The 20,482-nt window shown below is 45.2% G+C and carries 16 protein-coding genes and 1 CRISPR repeat array (1 of these 17 only partly in view); of the genes, 11 read left to right on the top strand and 5 right to left on the bottom strand.

Features of this window, described 5'->3' with window-relative positions; all coding sequences use genetic code 11:
* Positions 1–69: a CRISPR direct-repeat array (repeat unit 28 nt; unit sequence TTTCTGAGCCGCCTGTGTGGCGGTGAAC) (it extends 1,881 nt beyond the left edge of the window).
* Between the two features lie 262 nt (positions 70–331).
* Both AC5FX4_RS22540 and AC5FX4_RS22545 read right to left on the bottom strand, forming a co-directional pair.
* Complete coding sequence (locus AC5FX4_RS22540; protein ID WP_493608655.1) at positions 332–1,276, bottom strand: ABC transporter substrate-binding protein; 945 nt, start codon at positions 1,274–1,276, stop codon at positions 332–334.
* 68 nt (positions 1,277–1,344) lie between these two features.
* A complete protein-coding gene (locus AC5FX4_RS22545; protein WP_493608656.1) occupies positions 1,345–2,205 on the bottom strand; it encodes an AraC family transcriptional regulator in 861 nt (286 codons plus the stop codon).
* 235 nt (positions 2,206–2,440) lie between these two features.
* Between AC5FX4_RS22545 and AC5FX4_RS22550 the strand changes: the two genes are divergently transcribed.
* The 8 genes from AC5FX4_RS22550 to AC5FX4_RS22585 all read left to right on the top strand — a co-directional run bounded on the left by AC5FX4_RS22550 (position 2,441) and on the right by AC5FX4_RS22585 (position 13,016).
* Positions 2,441–2,878, top strand: coding sequence for a DoxX family protein (locus tag AC5FX4_RS22550; RefSeq protein WP_493608657.1), 438 nt, complete (start codon positions 2,441–2,443; stop codon positions 2,876–2,878).
* Positions 2,879–3,130: 252 nt separating this feature from the next.
* The gene (locus AC5FX4_RS22555) at positions 3,131–4,381 is read left to right on the top strand and encodes an efflux RND transporter periplasmic adaptor subunit (RefSeq protein ID WP_493608658.1); all 1,251 of its coding nucleotides are present in this window, start codon (positions 3,131–3,133) and stop codon (positions 4,379–4,381) included.
* Between the two features lie 8 nt (positions 4,382–4,389).
* Entirely contained in the window at positions 4,390–5,115 is a 726-nt protein-coding gene (locus tag AC5FX4_RS22560) for an ABC transporter ATP-binding protein (protein ID WP_493608659.1), read from the top strand.
* A complete protein-coding gene (locus AC5FX4_RS22565) occupies positions 5,112–7,544 on the top strand; it encodes an ABC transporter permease (protein ID WP_493608660.1) in 2,433 nt (810 codons plus the stop codon). The genes AC5FX4_RS22560 and AC5FX4_RS22565 overlap by 4 nt, the downstream gene beginning before the upstream one ends.
* 96 nt (positions 7,545–7,640) lie before the next feature.
* Entirely contained in the window at positions 7,641–9,011 is a 1,371-nt protein-coding gene (locus AC5FX4_RS22570) for a sigma-54-dependent transcriptional regulator (RefSeq protein ID WP_493608661.1), read from the top strand.
* Between the two features lie 17 nt (positions 9,012–9,028).
* Complete coding sequence (locus tag AC5FX4_RS22575; RefSeq protein WP_493608662.1) at positions 9,029–10,351, top strand: sensor histidine kinase; 1,323 nt, start codon at positions 9,029–9,031, stop codon at positions 10,349–10,351.
* 127 nt (positions 10,352–10,478) lie between these two features.
* Positions 10,479–12,266 carry a glycoside hydrolase family 3 protein gene (locus tag AC5FX4_RS22580; RefSeq protein WP_493608663.1) on the top strand — a complete coding sequence of 596 codons (1,788 nt, stop codon included), beginning with the start codon at positions 10,479–10,481 and terminating at the stop codon, positions 12,264–12,266.
* A 9-nt stretch (positions 12,267–12,275) separates the two neighbouring features.
* Positions 12,276–13,016, top strand: coding sequence for a 5-oxoprolinase subunit PxpA (locus tag AC5FX4_RS22585; RefSeq protein ID WP_493608664.1), 741 nt, complete (start codon positions 12,276–12,278; stop codon positions 13,014–13,016).
* On the opposite strand, the gene AC5FX4_RS22590 is transcribed toward AC5FX4_RS22585, so the two are convergent.
* The 3 genes from AC5FX4_RS22590 to AC5FX4_RS22600 form a co-directional block, all read right to left on the bottom strand.
* The gene (locus AC5FX4_RS22590) at positions 13,008–13,355 is read right to left on the bottom strand and encodes a cupin domain-containing protein (protein WP_493608665.1); all 348 of its coding nucleotides are present in this window, start codon (positions 13,353–13,355) and stop codon (positions 13,008–13,010) included. The two genes, AC5FX4_RS22585 and AC5FX4_RS22590, sit on opposite strands and share 9 nt — an antisense overlap.
* A gap of 79 nt (positions 13,356–13,434) precedes the next feature.
* Positions 13,435–14,160, bottom strand: a complete 726-nt coding sequence (locus AC5FX4_RS22595) for a YebC/PmpR family DNA-binding transcriptional regulator (protein ID WP_493608666.1) — start codon at positions 14,158–14,160, stop codon at positions 13,435–13,437.
* 86 nt (positions 14,161–14,246) lie between these two features.
* Positions 14,247–14,891 (bottom strand): HAD family hydrolase, encoded by a 645-nt coding sequence (locus AC5FX4_RS22600; RefSeq protein WP_493608667.1) that lies wholly within the window; start codon positions 14,889–14,891, stop codon positions 14,247–14,249.
* Between the two features lie 432 nt (positions 14,892–15,323).
* On the opposite strand from AC5FX4_RS22600, the gene AC5FX4_RS22605 reads away from it, so the two are divergent.
* The 3 genes from AC5FX4_RS22605 to AC5FX4_RS22615 are packed head-to-tail and all read left to right on the top strand — an operon-like array spanning position 15,324 to position 20,482.
* The gene (locus AC5FX4_RS22605) at positions 15,324–15,563 is read left to right on the top strand and encodes a hypothetical protein (protein ID WP_493608668.1); all 240 of its coding nucleotides are present in this window, start codon (positions 15,324–15,326) and stop codon (positions 15,561–15,563) included.
* 54 nt (positions 15,564–15,617) lie between these two features.
* A complete protein-coding gene (locus AC5FX4_RS22610) occupies positions 15,618–16,829 on the top strand; it encodes an exonuclease SbcCD subunit D C-terminal domain-containing protein (RefSeq protein ID WP_493608669.1) in 1,212 nt (403 codons plus the stop codon).
* A complete protein-coding gene (locus tag AC5FX4_RS22615; protein WP_493608670.1) occupies positions 16,826–20,482 on the top strand; it encodes an AAA family ATPase in 3,657 nt (1,218 codons plus the stop codon). Before AC5FX4_RS22610 ends, AC5FX4_RS22615 begins: the two co-directional genes overlap by 4 nt.

Raw genomic sequence — 20,482 nt, forward strand, 5'->3', positions numbered from 1 at the left:
GCGGTGAACGTACGTAATAATTCATTTAAATATTACGTACTTTTCTGAGCCGCCTGTGTGGCGGTGAACAATAACAAAAGTAACTCTTTTGCTTTGCAATAAATAACTTAGCGTATTTTTTGCAAAATAACCTTATTTCAAACGGTTTTTATAGTTGATTGTTTTTAAAGAGCTTTTAATCCCACGTCAAAAATAAGGTAAAAATAGGGTGAAGGCAAGAAGGTGCCGGGAAAAAGCTAGCCTGTATTTTTATAGAGGATCAAACACCGGCGATGAATATATTTTCGTTATAGAAATAGATGTGTAATCCCCCTTTACAGCTACCCCACCTTCAATTAGCAAGCTTGCAAGGCGCGTTTTTTAGCCAGCCCTGCCAAACGGAGGTGTTTTTTTCCAACCACCAAGTGCTTACTTCATCAATACTTTTGGCTTGAATATTCACTTGTAGTGCAAACTGCGATAGGTCTTGTGCATTAAAGGTCATGTTTTCCAAAATAGCGAACGCACATGGGCGAGCATTAGCAAATTCTTTTGCCGCTACTTTTTTGATCCAGCCACCTTTGGGGTTGCCGCAGTCGTGTAAAAATTGTTTGTTGCTCCCCCACTGAGGATCGGTTTCACAGGCACTTTGGTATTGTGGAAACTCAACAAACCGTCCTTGAAAACTCGCTTCTACCCAATTTGGCGTCCAATTAAAAATTAAGATCGGTTTTTTTTGTTGGTAGGCCTGTTTTAAAACCTGCACCAGTGCGGTATCGTCCAACAGGCTGATCACACGAAAATTTAGCTTTAATGCGCGAATGCGTGCTAAATCGTTTTTCTCCCACGGGCCGTTGTAATAAACACCGCGCGGATCGTCGCCTTCACTAAATAAATGCGCGCAATCATTAAGCGCGCGCCAATCGGGTAGTTTAGGGCATAATGTCAAAACATAATCAGGAAACCACCACTCCTCTCGCGTACTAATTGGGTAGGTACCCGCTTGTTGAATATCACCGGAGGCCATCAACTGTTCGAGCTTGTCTTCCATCGTACCTTGCCAAACTTCAACTTGCACATCCACATGGTTATATTTTAGGTAAAACCATTGTCCTTGGGTGGGTAAGGTCGTAAATTGCGCTTCTAATCCAACTCGCTCAACTAAACTGCCATAAATTTTTGATACAACATGCTGGCTGGCCCAATCATTTAAAATAATGCGCACCAATTTTGCGTGTCCCTGCCAACAGGTTGCAAGTAATGCAAACATTAAACTTAGGGTAACCCAGCGTTTCATAAAGACCACACTAAAAGCTTGTCGTTACTAAGTTATAGCTGTTCTAGTACTAATAGTGAAAGGCAAGCTCAATCTCTATTAACTTCCTCAGCCAACGGCAGATACACATCGGTGCGTAAATCACATTCATCCACTTCGTGGATCAAGTTTAAGTATTCAAAAAATACGGGATGATCGGCGAGTTGCTCATCGCTTTGTGGCAACCACTGTTCATAAAGCGCATAAATGGTGTTATCGAGTGCGCCGTGGCTGCCTATATGCGTGACTTTGGCGCAGCGCATGGTGGGGATCACTCCCCTTTCAACACCAAACTCGTTTGCGGCAACTTGCACGTTTAAATCAGCCAATGAGCCGCATATTTTAAATCTAAAGTCATCAACCGGCATGCTGTTTGGATCACCATTGGGCATACCAAATGTGCGACTGTGTTTAACGCTCGACAAACCGCTTGTTTTTCGCCATTGCACAAATTTGCCAGCACTTTGATAAACGTTTTTCTGGTCGCCTTGATGCTCCAAATAGGCGATCGGTGTTTGTTCAAAAGTGACGATTTCTACCGTTTGCAACATCTCTGTTTGCGTGGGTTTAACAAAATCCAGTACCGCATGCCAGTTTTGCCAATCGGGTGATTGCCTAAATTGCGTGGGGGTTTGTGAAAAGGTGCGTTTAAAGGCGCGAGAAAAGGCTTCGGCGCTGTCAAATTGCGCTTCTAAGGCTATATCAATGACTTTCATATCATGCTCAAACGCTAAACGAAATGAGGCGTACTTTAAGCGTGCTAATTGCACATACTTGGTGACGCTCACACCGGTGTAAGCTAAAAATACACGATGAAAATGGAAGCGCGATAAGGCGGCCACATCGCTAAGCAGCGCTAGGTCGAGCGGTTTATTCAAGTTATGATCAATAAACTCGCATACTCGTGCCATTCGGGTTGCTAATCTGGTTTTACATTGCATACGATATTTCGTGTTAATTATTCATTGGTTTCATTGTGCATGATCACTTAAGGCAACGTCTTGATTGAAATTGCGAAAACACATTCATTCTTTTTTTAAGAATAATTAGCTCACATATTACTAATTTTAATTCACACAAAAGAATATAAGATTAACTCATCACTCAGCAATGCTGAGCACTAAATCACTGTATGAGGAACTTATTATGAACTGGCTTAACCCTTTTGAACACAACGCACTATTCAATAACCTAGCAGCCCTACTCGCTCGCATCGGCTTGTCGGCCATATTTATACTGGCTGGCCTTAACAAAATTCAATTTTATGAGGGTAACGCACAATACATGACCTCGGCGGGCTTACCTTCGGAGTTACTGCCATTGGTGATTGTTTTTGAAGTTCTGGGCGGACTCATGATTTTGACGGGCGCACTAACACGTATCACTGCGCTGGCCTTTGCGGGTTTTAGTTTGGTGAGTGCCTTGCTGTTTCATGCCGACCTGAATGACCAAATGCAATTTATTATGTTTTTCAAAAATATTGCGATGGCAGGTGGCTTTTTAGCGCTGGTAGCATACGGTGCAGGCACCCTAAGTATTGACCACGTACTCGCTCGCAAAGCAAAAACGCTCAGCGCAGCTTAGCCGAATGACGGCTTAACCACTCTGGTTGAGCCGTCGTATTTTTCGTCCTTTCTGTCCTATTACTCCCTTTTCTATAAAGCACAGTCTCATCACTCATCCCAAATATGGGACTTGTCTCAAAGCCAATCCCAAATATGGGACTGAACAATCTCACCACCAGTAAAAACAACGTAAAATCAGCAAGTTAAAATTTGGCACACTGTCTGCTATCCACTGTTCAACTTTGATATTTTTTATTGTTTAGGAGCATGAATGGACATTGCAGTGACCAACAAGCAAACCAAGCATAGCTACAAATATTTAATTGCACTTGTGTGCTTATTGGTTGTACTCGTAGCGGGTTACAAAGCTTGGCAATTTAGCCGTGCAGAACTCGCCTTAGACGCACACTCTTTAATTATCAGCGAAGTAAAACGCGGTGACTTCACCATCGCGGTGCGCGGGAATGGCATGCTGGTGCCTAAGAAAGTTCAATGGCTCTCAGCAAGCGGTGACGCCAAAGTGGAGTCACTGCTTTATAAACCCGGGCAACAAGTTAAACAGGGCGACCTCATTGCACGCTTAACCAATCCATTGCTAGAACAAGAATTGGCAGAAGCCACTTGGGAGCTGTCGGCGCTTGAGGCTGAACACAAAGCCACACAATTGAGCGAACAGGCCGCCATTGCTAAGCAACAATCGGATGTACTCAATGCGCAAATGAATGTCACTGGCGCAGAGCATGAATTTCAAGCACATCTTGAACTCATCGAAACGGGCGCGGTATCTAAACTTGATTTTCAACGCGCAAAAATTACCCTCGAACAAGCACAGCAAACGTTAACTTCCGCACAGCTTCAGTTGAAGGAATCGAAAAAAAGCAGTATTGCTGCGCAACAAGCCCGCTTTGCACGACTAAATCAACTGCAAAACCGTGTATCGCGTATTCAAACCCAAGTAAATGAACTGGCTGTGCGTGCATCTATGGACAGCATCATTTTGGCGCTCCCAATTGAAGTGGGACAGCACGTGAGCATGGGCAGTAATATCGCCAAGCTTGCAAACCAACATGAGCTAATCGGTGAGCTGCAAGTACCTGAAATTCAAATTCAACAAATCGCCGTGGGCCAAAAGGTATTAGTTGATACGCAAAACAATCAAATTCAAGGGGAAGTGATCCGCATCGACCCTGAAGTGGTGCAAGGCAATGTGCAAGTGGATGTGACATTTGTTGAGCCACTCCCCAGCGATGCGCGCCCAGCGCTCAGTATTGATGGCGAAATAACGGTGACGGAGCTGCAAGATACGCTGTATGTATCTCGTCCTTTGTTCTCTCAAAGTCAAACTCAATCAAGCATTTACAAACTGACTGCAGATGGTTTAATGGCTGAACGCACTGCGGTGCAAACAGGCATGGGCTCTGTCAGTCATATTCAAATCATCCAAGGGCTCAAAGAAGGCGATCGAGTTATTACCTCAGATCCAAGCCGCTTTGAAAGCTACACTAAATTTAGAATTAATTAGGAACCGCTATGACTAACTGTGTACTTAAACTCGATAAAGTAAGTAAAGTTTTTTATTCAGACGATTTGGAAACCCATGCCCTTAATGAGGTGTCATTAGAAGTATTCAAACAAGAGTATATTGCTATTTCAGGCCCTTCAGGCTCTGGTAAATCAACCTTGTTATCATTACTTGGTTTGCTTGATACCGCCACATCGGGCAGTTATCAATTAGCAGGGCACTCGGTCAGTAACATTAGCAAGGCGCAGCGTGCGCAGATCCGAAATAAAGAAATTGGCTTTGTGTTTCAATCATTTAACTTAATAAGCGATCTGAATGTGATTGAAAACGTTGAATTGCCACTTACTTATCGCAGCGATTTGAGCAAATCACAGATAAAACAAATGGCCGCCGAGGCACTGCAAAAAGTGAATATGGCGCATCGTGCTAATCATTACCCATCGCAATTATCCGGTGGCCAACAACAACGCGTTGCCATTGCTCGCGCCATTGCCGGTGGACCAAGTTTGATTTTAGCGGATGAGCCAACCGGTAACCTCGACTCTAAAAATGCCAATGATGTGCTGGCTTTACTTGATCAGCTACATCATGAAGGGGCCACCATTTGCATGGTGACGCACGATCCGCGTTCAGCCCAGCGCGCTCAGCGTAACATTAGAGTACTCGACGGGCGCATTGTGGCCGATCATAAAGTCAGACCAACGAACAACCTAGCGCAATCGGAGGCGGTATGAGCATTCAAAACGATATTAAATACGCTATTCGGTTGCTGGCTAAAAAGCCCAGTTTCACCGCGCTAACCACCTTAGTGATGGCGGCAGGTATTGGCTTAAGTGTGTATTTGTTCTCGTTTATGAACACCATGCTGTTCAAGCCACTGCCTTTTGAAGATGGTGAGCGATTAATCGAAATTACCCGTTCAGAAAACGGCAACCGTAATTTTGGTCAGTTAAACATTCACGATTGGGCACAGATAGAAAAAGATTTGCACCTCGCCGACGAATTTAGCGCATACCGTAACAGCGTGGTGAGTATTTCTGGTCGTGATGGTGCACGCAGGTACACCTCAGCCGATGCCCGTGCCAATTTATTTGCATTGTCACGTACAGCACCGCTTCTGGGCCGAACTTTTACACCTGAAGAAGACAAAGTAGGCGCTGAGCCTGTCGTGGTGATTGGCTACGACTTGTGGCAAAACCAATTTGCAGGCAGCCAAGATGTTATCTCGCAAAACATTAAGATTGATGGGCAAATGCACCAAATTATTGGGGTGATGCCACAAGATTACTACTTTCCGCGTCGCGCCCAGTTATGGCGACCGTTGCAAGACAATGTGCAGCAGGTGAGTCGAGCGCAAAACTCTCAGGTTGAAGGCCTCGCTCTGCGCAAACAAGGCGCAAGTATCGAAGACATAGACCAGCAATTGACGCTGATCATGCAACGCTTGGCCGAACGTTATCCCAAAACCAACTCTGGCATGGGTGCCTACGCACTCACCTTACACATGTCGACTGCCGACGGCGGGATGCCAGTCGTGTATGTGATGCACACGGCAGCCATTTTGATCTTGATTTTGGCGTCGGTCAACGTGGGTAACCTGCTCCTTTCAAGAGCCGTTGAACGCAGCCAAGAAACCGCGATCCGCGTTGCATTAGGTGCGCCAACAGGCCGTTTGCTTAGCCAACTTTTGTGGGAAAGCCTGCTAATTTGTGGCTTGGGGGCGTTGATTGGCTTATTGATGGTAGGTTGGGGTCTAGAAGTCACACAAACGGTGACAAATCAGTTTTTTACCGATAGACCGCCGTTTTGGTGGCAGTTTGGCATTGATGCTTACACGTTAAAAATCTTTTTTGGCTTTTTAGTGATGACGGTACTGGTCACAGGCCTGCTGCCAGCATGGAAGAACATCAATGGCGACTTTAATGCCGTGTTACGCGATGGTACACGCGGCGCACTGGGCAAAAATGCAGGACGTTTAAATAAAGCATTGGTTGTTGGCGAGGTTTTCCTGTCTATTACTATTTTGGTGATAGCGTCGGTGATGATCACCTCCAGCTTTAAAGCCACCTATGCCAACTATGGCGTAACCACCAGCAACACCATTACGGGGCAAATCGTTTTGCCAGAAAATAGATACCAAACTGACGAACAACAACGCCAGTTTGTTACCTTGCTTAATGCGCAATTGAGCGAACAAAGCGTTATTCGTGACGCCATGATTTCTTCCGCGCTACCTGGGTTTGCGGATAAGCGTCGAGCGGTGGCCATTGAAGGCCATGAATATGCAAGACAAAATTTGTCGAGTTACCCAAGGGCCAATCATATCGCCCTCACACCCGATACTTTGCAAAACTTAAAGGTAGAGTTAGTAAAAGGTCGCTTATTTAATAGCGCTGATAACAAAAGCGACAGCCTCAATGTGGTTGTAACCGATAGCTTTGTTGAGCAATACGTCAATCGCGATAAACCATTAGGTAGCCGCATTCAATTGATCAATGACGACGGCAGCAAAGGGCCTTGGTTGACGATTGTCGGTATTATTAAGCACACGGTACAAACTATGCCTAACCGAGATAAGGAGCGTATTCCATCTATTTTTAGTACCTTTGCACAGTCACCCCGCAGCGCATTTTATGTTGCGGCAAGAATGAACGGCAATGGATCAGCCTGTGCAGCGGCATTACAAGCAGCCTTGTATAAAGTAGACCCAGACTTACCCATGTTTAACATCAACAACTACGACGCTCGCTTGGTGCAACGCGTTGCACCACTACGCTTTGTGGGCTCCGTATTGCTATTGTTTGGTGTTGCTTCGTTTGTGCTTGCCGCCAGTGGCATTTATGGCGTGATGGCCAATACTATCACCCAGCGCACCCAAGAAATTGGAGTAAAACGCGCACTCGGTGCCACCGAGCAGCGTATCTGCAAAGAGTTTTTACTTTCTGGTACAAAACAACTGTTAATGGGGGCCATGCCTGGCTTGGTTATCGCCCTCGCGTTAGGCTACATGATGTCGGTACCACTTGGCGTTGATTTCTCTGATATTGCACTGGCGGCTGTGGTGCTGACGATTTTGCTCAGTGCAGTGGTGTTACTGGCGGTCTACATACCAACCAAACAAGCCATAGCACAAGAACCCGCGCAAGCGCTGCATAGTCAATAGTTCTCCCAACCGGTATGACAAGGCATTGTTTTTATTTACTATGCTTTGTCATACACTTAACCTAGCCCAAACTATGATTGCAAATTTAAACACCCTATGACCGACCCAATTTTGATCATCGATGATGATGAAGGCATTACCAGAGCACTCAGTTTATTATTGCTCGAAGAAGGCATGCCAAGCGTGTGTGTTTCTAGCCCCAAACAGGCGCTTGAAAGCATCAAACATCAGTCTATCCGTTTGGTGCTAAGCGATCTCAACTTTACGCTAGATACTACATCGGGTGAAGAAGGCCTAGCACTTATCAAGCAACTACGCGAAGACGATGAATACTTGCCCATTATTGCAATGACGGGATGGGGTAGTATTGAAGTAGCCGTAAAAGCCATGCAACTGGGTGCCAATGACTTTGTGCAAAAACCATGGGATAACGAGCGCCTATTACACAGTATTCAAACGCAATTACAATTAGCGAAAGCCAACCAACGCACGCAAAAGCTCGCCACACAAAATCAGCTTTTACAGAGCCAACTTTCTTTGCACACAAATTTTGTGGCCGAGTCAGCACCAATAAAACAAGTACTCGCTACCTTAGCACAAGTGGCAAATAGCGATATCAATGTGCTTTTAACCGGTGAGAACGGCACAGGCAAAAGCATGTTTGCCAAATACTTACACGATATGTCTGGGCGACGCGATGAGTCATTGGTCAGTGTGAATATGGGTGCGGTTAGTGAGTCGTTATTTGAAAGTGAAATGTTTGGTCATGTCAAAGGCGCATTTACCGATGCAAAGTCTCAGCGTATTGGCCGCTTTGAACTGGCTGATGAAGGCACGCTGTTTTTAGATGAAATCGCCAATACCCCCTACTCTCAACAAGCTAAATTGCTGCGCGTGTTAGAAGAGCAACAATTTGAAAAAGTGGGATCAAGTAAAACGCAATCGGTGAATGTGCGTATTGTCAGTGCCACCAATGCTGATCTAGCGCAAGCCGTGCAGGACGGCCAATTTCGTAAAGATTTACTCTATCGGCTCAATACCGTGCAAGTGCACATTCCCGCGCTTCGCGAGCGCGTTCAAGACATCGTGCCATTGGCGTTGTATTTTTTGCGCCGTGCAATCGACAAATATCACGGTATTGGCACTGAGCTGAGCGCATCGGCACAGCAAGCACTTGTTGGTTACGCTTGGCCGGGCAACGTCAGAGAGCTGGCGCATCTCATGGAGCGTGCGCATATTTTGTCTACAACGCCCACTATCAACGCTGAACAACTGGGCTTACCCCATGCTCAACAGAGTGTGTCAATGAGTGCACACCCAACAGATTTACGCACACTTGAAGAAATTGAGCACGAAACATTGAGCCAGCGTTTAGCCCACTTTGAGGGCGATGCCATTGCTGCGGCTCAGTCTCTGGGCCTCAGTCGCAGTACGTTTTATCGCCGCTTGGGTAAAGCGCAACAATAACGCCATTTGGAAAGCCAATGCAAAAACAGCGGTCTTATGAATCACAATTAGCCTGGATATATCTTGCCACGACCCTCCCCTTGCTGCTTTTACTGCTAGCAAGCATGCTGGTTGCTGAGATCTCGTTTTGGCTCATTGCGCTGGTTGTGTTGGTAGGCAGCTTGGTTATTTGCTGGGGAACGGTGCAAATTAAGCAAAAGGTTGTGTATCAACTGCGCACCCAAACAAACTTAGTAGAAGCGCTGGCCAGTGGCGACTACACACTCCGTGCTCGTGTTACGGAACATGAAAATGAATTAACCCCATTGTTTAATGCCATTAATCGACTTGGTGTGCGCCTTAGTCAACAGCGCTGGCAATCGGTCGAAAGTCAGCAACTTGTTCAGACTATCCTTGAAAACATCGACATTGCCATTCTAGCGGTGGATAGCGAGCAACATATTAAGCTGTTCAACCTTGCCGCGAGCAGGCTGTTTTCGCTAAATGAGTCGCATATTGCAAAGCCAATACCGAATGCGCTGGAAGATGTTGAAAACCTACCAGAAGGCCAAAGCAAACTGATTGAACTGCCACTGCAAGGGCAAACTCGACGTTTCAACTTGCATACCCAGCAATATATGAGCGATGGGAAGTCTTATCGGTTAATCTTTTTAAACGATGTTCATGCATTACTGCGCAGTGAAGAGCGTTTGGCATGGCAACGCTTAGTAAGAGTCATGGGTCATGAGATCAATAACTCGTTGTCACCCATTGCGTCTATTTCGCAAACCTTAGCAAAGCTTGTTGCCAAGCAAACTGATCTGGCGATTCAAGCCAACTTGGTTGACAACCTCACTTTTATTCACGAGCGCGCTAACAACCTCGGCCAATTTATTGAAGGCTACAATCAATTAGCCCGCTTGCCTGAACCTAAAAAGCAACCTTACGAGCTTAAAAAACTACTGATTGAGTGTCAGCGACCATTTGAACATTGCCAATTTACCATAATCCCAAAAACCGATGTCACACTCGACATTGACCCGGTACAAATTGAGCAACTTATTATTAATCTGTTTAAAAATGCCAACGAGTCTGCGCAATCCGTAGAGCGCGAATGTGAGATCCGTATCAATTGGCAAATTGAACAGACGCAGTTACGCCTGAATATTTGTGATAACGGCGCGGGTGTCGGCAATAGTGACAATTTATTTGTGCCCTTCTATAGCACCAAAAAGCACGGCTCGGGTATTGGCTTGGTGCTGTGCCAACAAATTGCCGAGGCACACTCTGGTCGCCTCACCTTACAGAACCGAACTGACATCAACGGGTGCTGCGCACAGTTAACTTTACCCCTTAAGTAACAAAAACACCGTAGAAATTATCAATCACCTTGGGTTAATGCTAAATTAGCGATCATAATAACAATCACTTTGTATTTGCTTTATGACGCTTCGTAAGCTCTTAAAACCACTGGGTATTATTTTCACAATGACACTAAGTAACGCATCACTCGCTAGCACACACCTTCCGCTAAACGTGCAGTTTGGGCAAAAACTCATGCTCGACTTTCGCTACTTTTGCCAGCAAGGAGACAGTCACTCATGTCGAACGCCGATGACCAAACTGCCAAAAGCACTGAGCGAGGTGATCAGCAAATATCACATTGGTGGCGTGATTTTATTCTCTGAAAATACCCAAGATGTAGAGCAAATCGTAAGTTTAAACAACCAATTGCAACAAGCGGCACGCAACGCGCAGTACCCTCACCCTTTGTTTATTGCCATTGACCAAGAAGGTGGACGTGTAGCACGTATCAACCGCGAACAAGCCACCGCTTTCACGGGCAATATGAGTATCGGGGCAAGCTACCCTATCCATGGTGATCGTTATGCAACCGCGGTCGCCGATGCAATCGGTAAGGAGCTGAATAGCTTAGGGGTCAACGTGAACTTTGCGCCCACGGTTGATGTGAACATGAATGCCGATAACCCGGTCATTAATGTGCGTTCCTTCTCCGAGAACTCTCAGGTGGTTGCCAAACTCGGCGGGGCTCAGGTCAAAGCATTTGAGGCTCAACATGTGATCTCTGCCCTGAAACACTTCCCAGGCCATGGCGATACCCATGTTGATAGCCACACAGGGTTGCCTCGTGTTGACCACAATGAGCAAACCATATGGCAAAATGATTTGCTGCCATTTCAATCTATTATCAAATCCAACGCACCGGGTATGATCATGACCGCGCATATTCAGTATCCCGCATTGGATAACAGCACGATTGAAAATATGCATGGCGAAAAAATGCTAAAACCAGCCACCATGTCGCGCACCATTATGCACGATCTACTGAGAAACAAACTGAATTATCAGGGCGTGGTGATCACTGATGCACTTGATATGGCGGGGATCAGTGATTTCTTCGACCCTGTCTCCGCGGTCATTGAAACATTTAAAGCCGGTGTAGACATTGCGCTCATGCCCATCGCGATTCGCACGCCAGAGGATATTGTACGCCTAGAAAGCCTGCTGCAGTCACTCATAAAATCAGTGGATGACGGCAAGCTCAGTGAGCAGGAAGTCAATCAGTCTGCACAACGAATTGTTAAGCTAAAACAGCGTTTTATTGATCCTCAATCTAAAGCGTCTGCTAACATTGCGCGCGCCACATTGGGCAATCCAAGCCATAGAAAGCTGGAAGCTGAGTTGGCCCTTGCAGCCATCACCCAAGTTAAGAACACCTATTTGCTGCCTATAGATACCAACAAACTGAACAAAGTGCATATTGTTATGCCCGATCAACGCAAATGCGAAGCTATGCGCCAAGCGCTTGAGAAGTATAGTAAAGCCCCTTTACAAATCACTTGTAGCAGCCTGCAAGGATTTGACCCAAAAATAGCAAATGAAGCAATAACGCAAGCAGACTGGGTGCTAGGCGCGCATGCTAGCCCACAACAAAGTGCGGTGGAAATTGGCGGTATGGAAGACGTCAATAAACTGAAAGAGTTTACACTATCGCGTCAACAGCAACCTCAAGCACTCAAAGCGTTGTTGCAATACGCTAAAGAACACAATAAACAAACGCTGTTTATCAGCTTGCGCGCCCCTTATGAAATAACGCAATTTGCGCCATTGAGCGACGCCGTTTTAGCAAGCTATGCTTATAATATTGACGTTGATAACGACAAGCAGGTTGCAGGACCCGCCTTTACCGCGTTAGCTAAAGTCATTTTAGGCCACGCCAATGCGCAAGGCACATTACCCGTCACCATTAAATAGGAAGCGATTATGTTGTTAAATTGTGATTTAGGAGAAAGCTTTGGCGCTTGGACTATGGGGTTAGATGAGCAAGCCATGGCGGTGATAGATTGTGCAAATATAGCTTGTGGTTTTCATGCTGGTGATCCCGATGTTATAGCAAAAACGCTCTTGCTTGCCAAACAACATGGCGTAACCATAGGTGCACATCCTAGCTACCCTGACTTACAAGGTTTTGGTCGCCGCTCAATGAATTTAGCGCCACAAACACTCATTAATACGCTGCACTACCAAATTGCAGCTATGGATGGTATGGCACAGTGCCAAGCCCTCAGCGTCGCTTACGTTAAGCCTCATGGTGCATTGTATAACGACATGATGGCCAACGAGGTGATATTAGAAACCGTCATAAAAGCAGTCTCTCTCTATCCGAAACCGCTCAAACTGATGATTTTAGCCACAGCAAAACAAAAGCAACATCAGCTGTTGGCTGATAAATATGGTGTTTCTCTGATGTTTGAAGCATTTGCTGACCGACTTTATACAGATGAGGGCCTGCTCACGCCTCGTAGTCAAGCAAATGCCGTTCATGATAAAGCGGCATTGATGGCACAGGTTGAGCAGCTAGTTGCACATGGAACGGTGACGACAAATACCGGTAAGCTGCTTGAACTGAAGGCGGACACGTTATGCGTTCATGGTGATAATGAAGCCAGCATCGCACAAATTAAAGAGATCAGTATTTTACTAACTGAGAAGCGTTCAGTCTAAAACCGTACGATCTCCATGACTTGGCGGCGTTGAAATCACCAACATCGTCAGCATTTGCTCAGAGACATTTTTTAACTGATGTGGCATGTTCGCGCTCACATGCATGCCCTGCCCCGTAGCTAGATTGTGTATCTGATCGCCCACTTCGAGCTGCGCATGCCCTTCTAAAATATAGAAAAACTGCTCCGAGAAATGATGAAAGTGCTTAACTTCCTCTGCCCCCGGTGGCACGCGTTCTTGGATCACACTCAAGCCTTGCGTTGCAGCGAGGTGCCACCCATCACATACGCCACCCCATTGGTAATGTTCGGCGTTCTCAATACTCACCACTTTACTCATCTGCTTTCCTTACCTCAGTGTATTACAACGAACAAAAAGCCGAGCATGAAGCTCGGCTTTATTCATACATCGTAAGTGATTAATTTTTTACGATAGCATTGTGATAAATGTTTTGTACGTCATCGCAATCTTCTAACATGCTCATGAACTTTTCAAAGTTAGCAATGTCATCTTCATTGGTGATCTCAATGTGTGTTTGAGGCACAAAAGTAATTTCATCTACTTCAAAGTTAATGCCTTCAAACGCTTCTGTCAGAGCCGTTTTGGCTTTGAAGTACTCAGTGTGCGGTGCAAACACTGACACCTTGCCATCTTCAACTTCAACGTCAGTAACGTCTACATCAGCCATCATCAAGGCTTCTAGTACCGCTTCATCGTCATCACCATCAAAGCCAAGAATAGCTAAGTGATCAAACATGTGTGCTACACAGCCAGGGCTGCCAATTTTTGAATCTGTTTTAGTAAACGGTAAACGTACATCTTTAATTGTACGGTTAGGGTTGTCCGTTAAACAGTCAACAATCACCATACAGTTACCAGGACCGTAACCTTCATAACGTGCCGCTGAGTAATCTTCACCCGCACCACCCGCTGCTTTTTCAATAGCTTTCTCAATAACGTGCGCTGGTACTTGGTCTTTTTTAGCTTTGTCTATTAGGCGGCGTAAAGACAGGTTGGTTTCTGGATCAGGGCCGCCATTTTTAGCTACAACATAGATTTCTTTACCATATTTTGAGTTAACTTTGGTTTTTACCGCTGCCGTTTTTGCCATGGCGTTTTTGCGGACTTCAAATGCTCTGCCCATCTTAAATTCTCGTTTTATAGATTAAATTGACGAGATTTTAACAAGACTCACGCCATTGGGCTAGCGTTTGATGGGCTTTGCTTAGATCAGGACGCACTAAACGCTTTGACAAGCTCGGGTAGCTCGTCAAAACTGCGCAAAATAAGGTGTGCCTGACTGGCATAATGGGGGATGTCGTGAGGTGCATACAGGCAGGCACGCATACTGGCATTGTGGGCAGCTTGAATGTCATACAAATAATCACCTACATACATACAATGCTCAGATTTAAAATGCCAAAGTTTGGCGATATGGAGTAAGGCACTGGGATCGGGTTTGGCAGGTGCATCATCGCGGGTAAGCATCATCTCGATGGGGAGTTTACATTGAAGGAGCTTCATTTGGGCTGCACGGGTGAAGTTACGCGTCACAATCGCCATCGGCACATTCATTTTTTGTAGTTGCTGTAAGCAACGCACCACGCCAGGCATAGGTTGAGCGCTCTGCGCATCCAGCATTTCGTGTTGGTGTACTATGTGCATCGCTTCTTGGCGCATGTAAGGGGAGGGGAGTTGCTCTATATATCTGAGCAAATCACGGTCATGAGGACAACCGACTTGTGCTTTTATCAGTTGAAAATCCAATTCAGAGCTTACTAAGGTACCATCTAAATCAAAAATGAGTCCTTTGATCTGCTGTTGTAGCATCATCTCTCTTTGTGAGCACACTTGTGCTTTAAGCTGTAACATCATTATCCCTGCCAAAATAGGCCAATGTAAGTAATACAATAGGCCAGTTCATTACGACTTGCAAAAATTAAATTACTTTAGAACCAGATTGTTGCACCTCGCAAAGAGCCCCTTCTACGCGTTTAAATACAACAAAATTTATGTGTTATACGTACAAGCCCTCTGTTAGATCTCTCAAGTATTTTCGTCGCGTTCCTCTTAAAGAAAAGCTGTGCTGCAATTGACAATAAAATGTCATGCCAAGTTGGTATTCTTCAGGGTTATTGTCTCTATTATGTAAATAAATAAAAAAAGCAAAAAAAGTTATTGAAATTTGATCGAAATTATCTTTAAAATCCCGCACTTTTTTATTTCGTGCAAAAATGCCATTTAAAGTTGGCCCTAGTTTTGCTGGTATAAATAAACCCGTTTAGCAATAGAAATGTGGTGAGCAGTATGGATTTTTACATCCTGAAAAAACAAGAAAAGCTAGTTGCGATTCCAGCTGATGAGCAGAATTGTAAAGAGTATTTAGATGATGGCTACTTTTACATCGATAAGGTAGCTGCATGTAATGAAAAGTCAGCACTCAAAACACTTCAAACTAAACAAGTGAAGTTGTTCAAAACGCCGGCTCTTCTGTTATTACTTGTTTTACCAGTAATTATTTTTGCGTGGATGCAAATAAGCCGTTAAACATCTCGCTGTGACAATGTTATATTAGCGTTTCAACCGTCAAGGAAACGCTGAATGAAGATATTGCACACGTCAGACTGGCATTTAGGGCAACAGTTTTACGAACACAACCGCGCACAAGAGCAGCAAGTATTTCTACAATGGCTAACCGATGTTTTGTTAGCAGAAGAGATTGATATTTTGCTCGTCAGTGGTGATATTTATCATACCGCCACCCCGCCTGCGAGTGCAGAAAAGCAGCTATATACCTTTGTAAAACAAGCAAAACAGAACTGCCCAAACTTACACATCGTCATTATTGCCGGCAATCACGATTCAGCGAATAGAATTGAGGCTGCAAAGCCGCTGTTGCATTTGTTCGATACGCATGTTGTAGGCAAATTTAATAAACATGCCCCCGCTGAAGTCGTCAGACGCATCAATACGCAAAATGGCCCCGCAGATATCATTGCCATGCCATTTTTGCGCGTCGCGGATATGACCATCTCTAGTGAAGGTCATTATCAAGACGCGGTAAAACAAGCTTACGAAATGGCGCTTGCTGAGCTACCTAAAGACAACACCGACACTCCCACTATTTTGATGGGTCACTTGCATGCCAAAGGCGGAGATATATCGAGTGACTCAGAACGCAACATCGCCATAGGGGGTTTTGAAGCGGTTAATGCCCATATTTTTGCTGAGTTGGCAGACTATGTTGCGCTGGGTCATCTACACAAAGCACAAACCATCGCCAAGAGTGAGCATATTCGCTACAGCGGCACTCCGCTGCCAATGTCATTTTCAGAAAGAAACTATAAACATCAAGTCTTGATTGTTGAGTTCTGCGGCAAGACCGTTGCTTCTGTAAAGCCCCTTTACGTGCCGCGTTATCAACAGCTCATCGTGTTACCCGAACAAGGCGGCGCTGATTTGGATACGTTGTGTGAGCAAATTAACAGCCTAGCACTTAACCCTGACGCGCCACCTAGTTACCTGCGTTTACGCCTAAGTAGCAGTGAAACAAATAGTCAATTTCGCACCATGATTGACGAGGCGCTGGCGTCAAAACCCGTTTTGTTCTGTGGCATTGAACGTGTAAATGAGCAACATAGCCAATCCGATATCAGTTTTTCCGACATTGGTCATGTTGAGCAACTTGACCCGCTTACCTTGCTCTCTCTTGCCTATCAACAACAATTTGACGCCCAAGCAGAAGTACCTGAAGAAATTCAACAATGTCTCAACGATGTAATTAGCTCAATGGACGAAGACATCAGCTCATGAAATTACTAAAACTAACCATCAAAAACCTCGCATCCCTAACGCATGCAAGCATTGATTTTGAGCAAGCGCCATTAGAACAAAGTGGCTTATTTGCAATTACGGGGGATACTGGGGCAGGCAAAAGCACGTTGTTGGATGGTATTTGCTTAGCGCTGTATGGCAAAACGGCAAGGTTAAAAAACGATTTGAAGAATACCGTTGCCTTTAATGGCGACGACATAAAATTGAACGACCCACGAAATTTACTGCGCAGAGGCTGTGCGCAAGGGCAAGCTGAAGTCACCTTCGTTGGTCAGGATGGCGAACAATACTTAGCTCGCTGGACCATTGAGCGCGCCTATAAAAAAGCCGATGGCAAGTTAAAAAAAGCAGATCATCAACTTTTTAGTATCAAAGATGAGCAGCTGATAACCCAATCAAGCAGCGCCACAATCAGCAAAATTGAACAGTTAGTTGGCTTGAATTTCGAACAATTCACGCGCGCCGTGCTGCTTGCTCAACATGAATTCGCCGCCTTTTTAAAGGCCAGTAGCGATGAAAGGGCGCAGCTTTTAGAGTGTCTGACGGGCACAGATAAGTTTAGTAAATTAGGCCAAGCTATTTTTGAAAAACACAAACAAAAAAAAGCGGAGCTTGAACAACTACAAGCATCCATGGCGCACTTTAATGTGCTTAGCGACGAGGCACTCGATGAGCTGCAAGCCCAAATAGCCCTTAAAACTGAGCAAATTGAACAGATAAAACAGCAAGTTGCAAACTACCAGCAAGACATTCAATGGTTACAACAAGGCCAGCAGCAGCAACAAAAGCTCGCTGAGTATCAGCAACAGCTCACCGCACTAGAAATACAGTTAAACGAGCGAGCACCCCAAGTAAAAGAAGCGCAACTGGGTGTGCTGACGGCACAAATTGCGGATAACAGAGCGCATCATACTCGGTTGCTTAGCCAATATGATGAGCTAAAAACTCAGTATGAACGACTTGCTGCTCAAAGCTTTGAATCGCAACTACAAGCAAAAACACTCGAACTAACTCAAGCTGAGCTGGCATATCAAGAAGCAAAAAACAAATTAGAAAACTTAGCGCCGACCATCAAACAAGTGCGCGCTCTGGATAACGAGCGTACATTAGCGGCACAACAGGTCAAGCAAGCCGATGAACAAGTCGCCCAGACGCAATTGCAAATCGTCGAACTTGAAACACAGTTAGCACAGCACCAAAGTACCTTGGCAGACAATACAACGCGGCAAAAACAGCTTAATTCAAAAATAGCCAATGCGCATGCACTCACCCAAGCAGCGCAACACTGGCCTAATTTAGAAAATTTGTTTGCCAATATGAGTGAGCAGAACGCGCGGCTGAACGCATATGCGCTAGAAAAACAAAAGCTGCAAACGACACTCGCGCAATTGTCTGAGCAATTAGCACCTTTAACCGAACAATTGGGTGCCACACAAGCAAATCACAAAGCGCTTGAACAACAACTGCATAGCGTACAGCAGCAGCTTGAACCATTGGATTATGAAACACTGCAAAAACAGCACTATTCAATAAAATCAGCACTGCAACTGGGGCAACAAATTGCGCAATGTGAACATGAACAACTACAGCTCAAAACCAGCATTGATAAATTGCGCCATGAGCAAAATACACTAAAACAGCAATTAAAAGACACCGAGCAACAAGCCGAATTACACAAGCAACGTGTCATGCTGACCCAAGATAATTTAACCCAAGTTCAGCTGCGCGCCAGCAATAAGATCAGCGAATTGAGAGCACAATTAAGGGCGGGACAAGAATGTATGGTTTGCGGTGCAAAAGAGCACCCATACGGCGTTGATCATATCGACAGCCACTGGCAAAACCTTATTAACGATTTTACTGAACAAAAAAATAAGGCTGAACAAGCACAACAACAGTCACAGCAACGCTACAACGCGCAACTCATTGCCCATGAACAAGTGCATGCACAACTGCAAACATCGTTACAACGTCAAGCACAAGTCACAGAACAGTGTGCATCACATACACACCAGCTTCATGAGCTTGGCTTCGCGCAGCAATTAGATAATGAACAAGGACAAGCGCAGCTACTCGAGATAGAACATAACCTGACACAATACAGCGCGCTTAGCAGACAGCAGCAGCAATATTGGCAAGCACTTAATGACGAACAACAGCGCATTGCAAACATCCAAGCTCAACAAACACGCATGCAACAAGAGCGACATACAGTCGATGCACAATTGCAATCGCTCACCACGCAAGCTCAAGAGTTAACGGACGCATACGCAACACAGCAAGCCAAAGCGCAGCAGTACTATCAAGATCATGATTGGTGGCAAAGCTACGCTGAGCAACCTAACCCGGCTTTAGAACGTCTCTCTGCGCGTATAAACGAGTTTTTAAGCTGGCAACAGTCATTGTCTGATTTGCAGCAAAATGAGAAGCAACTTACCTCTGAACTCAGTTTTAGTGAACAAGCCCGAACAAAACTGAGCACAGCCTTGAATGAGTTACAACAAAAGCGACGAGATCATCAGCACACACTCGCAACACTCAATACGACTCGTGAAAGCTTGCTGACGCTGGACAAAAGTGCAGATGATTGGCTAATGCAATTACAGACGCAGCTGGAAACGACGCAAGCGCACGTATCAACAACGCAACACAGCGTTGCTCAATTAGAGCAAGAAAAAAAGGAGCAAGCGCTCAAACTCACGCATTTGCAACAGCAATTAAGCGACAACCAACAAGAGCAAGCAACCACCTCGGATCGTTTTACACAGTGGCTAAATACGCAACAACAAACGCATCCAGAGCTTAACGAAAGTAAAGTGACGCAATTACTCACTTTGCCTGTAAGCGAGTTTGAACAATGTCTCAAACTCAACCAACAGCAGCAAGATGCCTATGCACAGGCGCTAGCCAAGCTCAATCATTTGCACGACGAAATAGAACAGCACCAAGCGAACACGCGCACGACAGAGTCGCAACAAGTAGTGCAAGAACAGCTGAATTTAGCAGAGCAAACGTTGGCGGATACGCAATCTCAATGGCTTGAATACAATACCAGCCTCAAGCAACACCAGCAGAATGTCGCTCAACGCGCTGAGCAACAAATTAAGCTATCTGAGTTGCAAACGAAATACGAACATTGGTATTTACTCGATAAGCTGCTTGGTGATGCCACGGGTAAAAAACTACGTAATATCGCACAAACGCAAACCCTGAAAATATTATTGCAATACGCGAATCAACATCTGGCGAGTTTATCAAAACGCTATCGTCTCACTGTCATTGGCCATTCACTCAATATTGCTATCATTGATAAAGATATGGCAGATGAGCAGCGTTCCGTGAACACTTTATCCGGTGGTGAGTCATTCTTAGTGTCGCTTGCGTTGGCTTTGGGCCTCGCTTCGTTGTCGGCCAACCAAGTAAGAATTAATTCACTGTTTATTGACGAAGGATTCGGCACATTAGACCCGGAAACCTTGAGTGTTGCGTTGGATGCACTAGACTCACTACAAGCCCAAGGCCGAAAAGTAGGGGTTATTTCGCACGTCAGTGAAATGACGGAGCGTGTCGCTACGCAAATTCATGTGAAAAAGCAGCCGGGCGGTTACTCAAGTATTCAAATCAAAGGATAG

This window comes from Pseudoalteromonas sp. ATL1 (genome assembly GCF_058933015.1).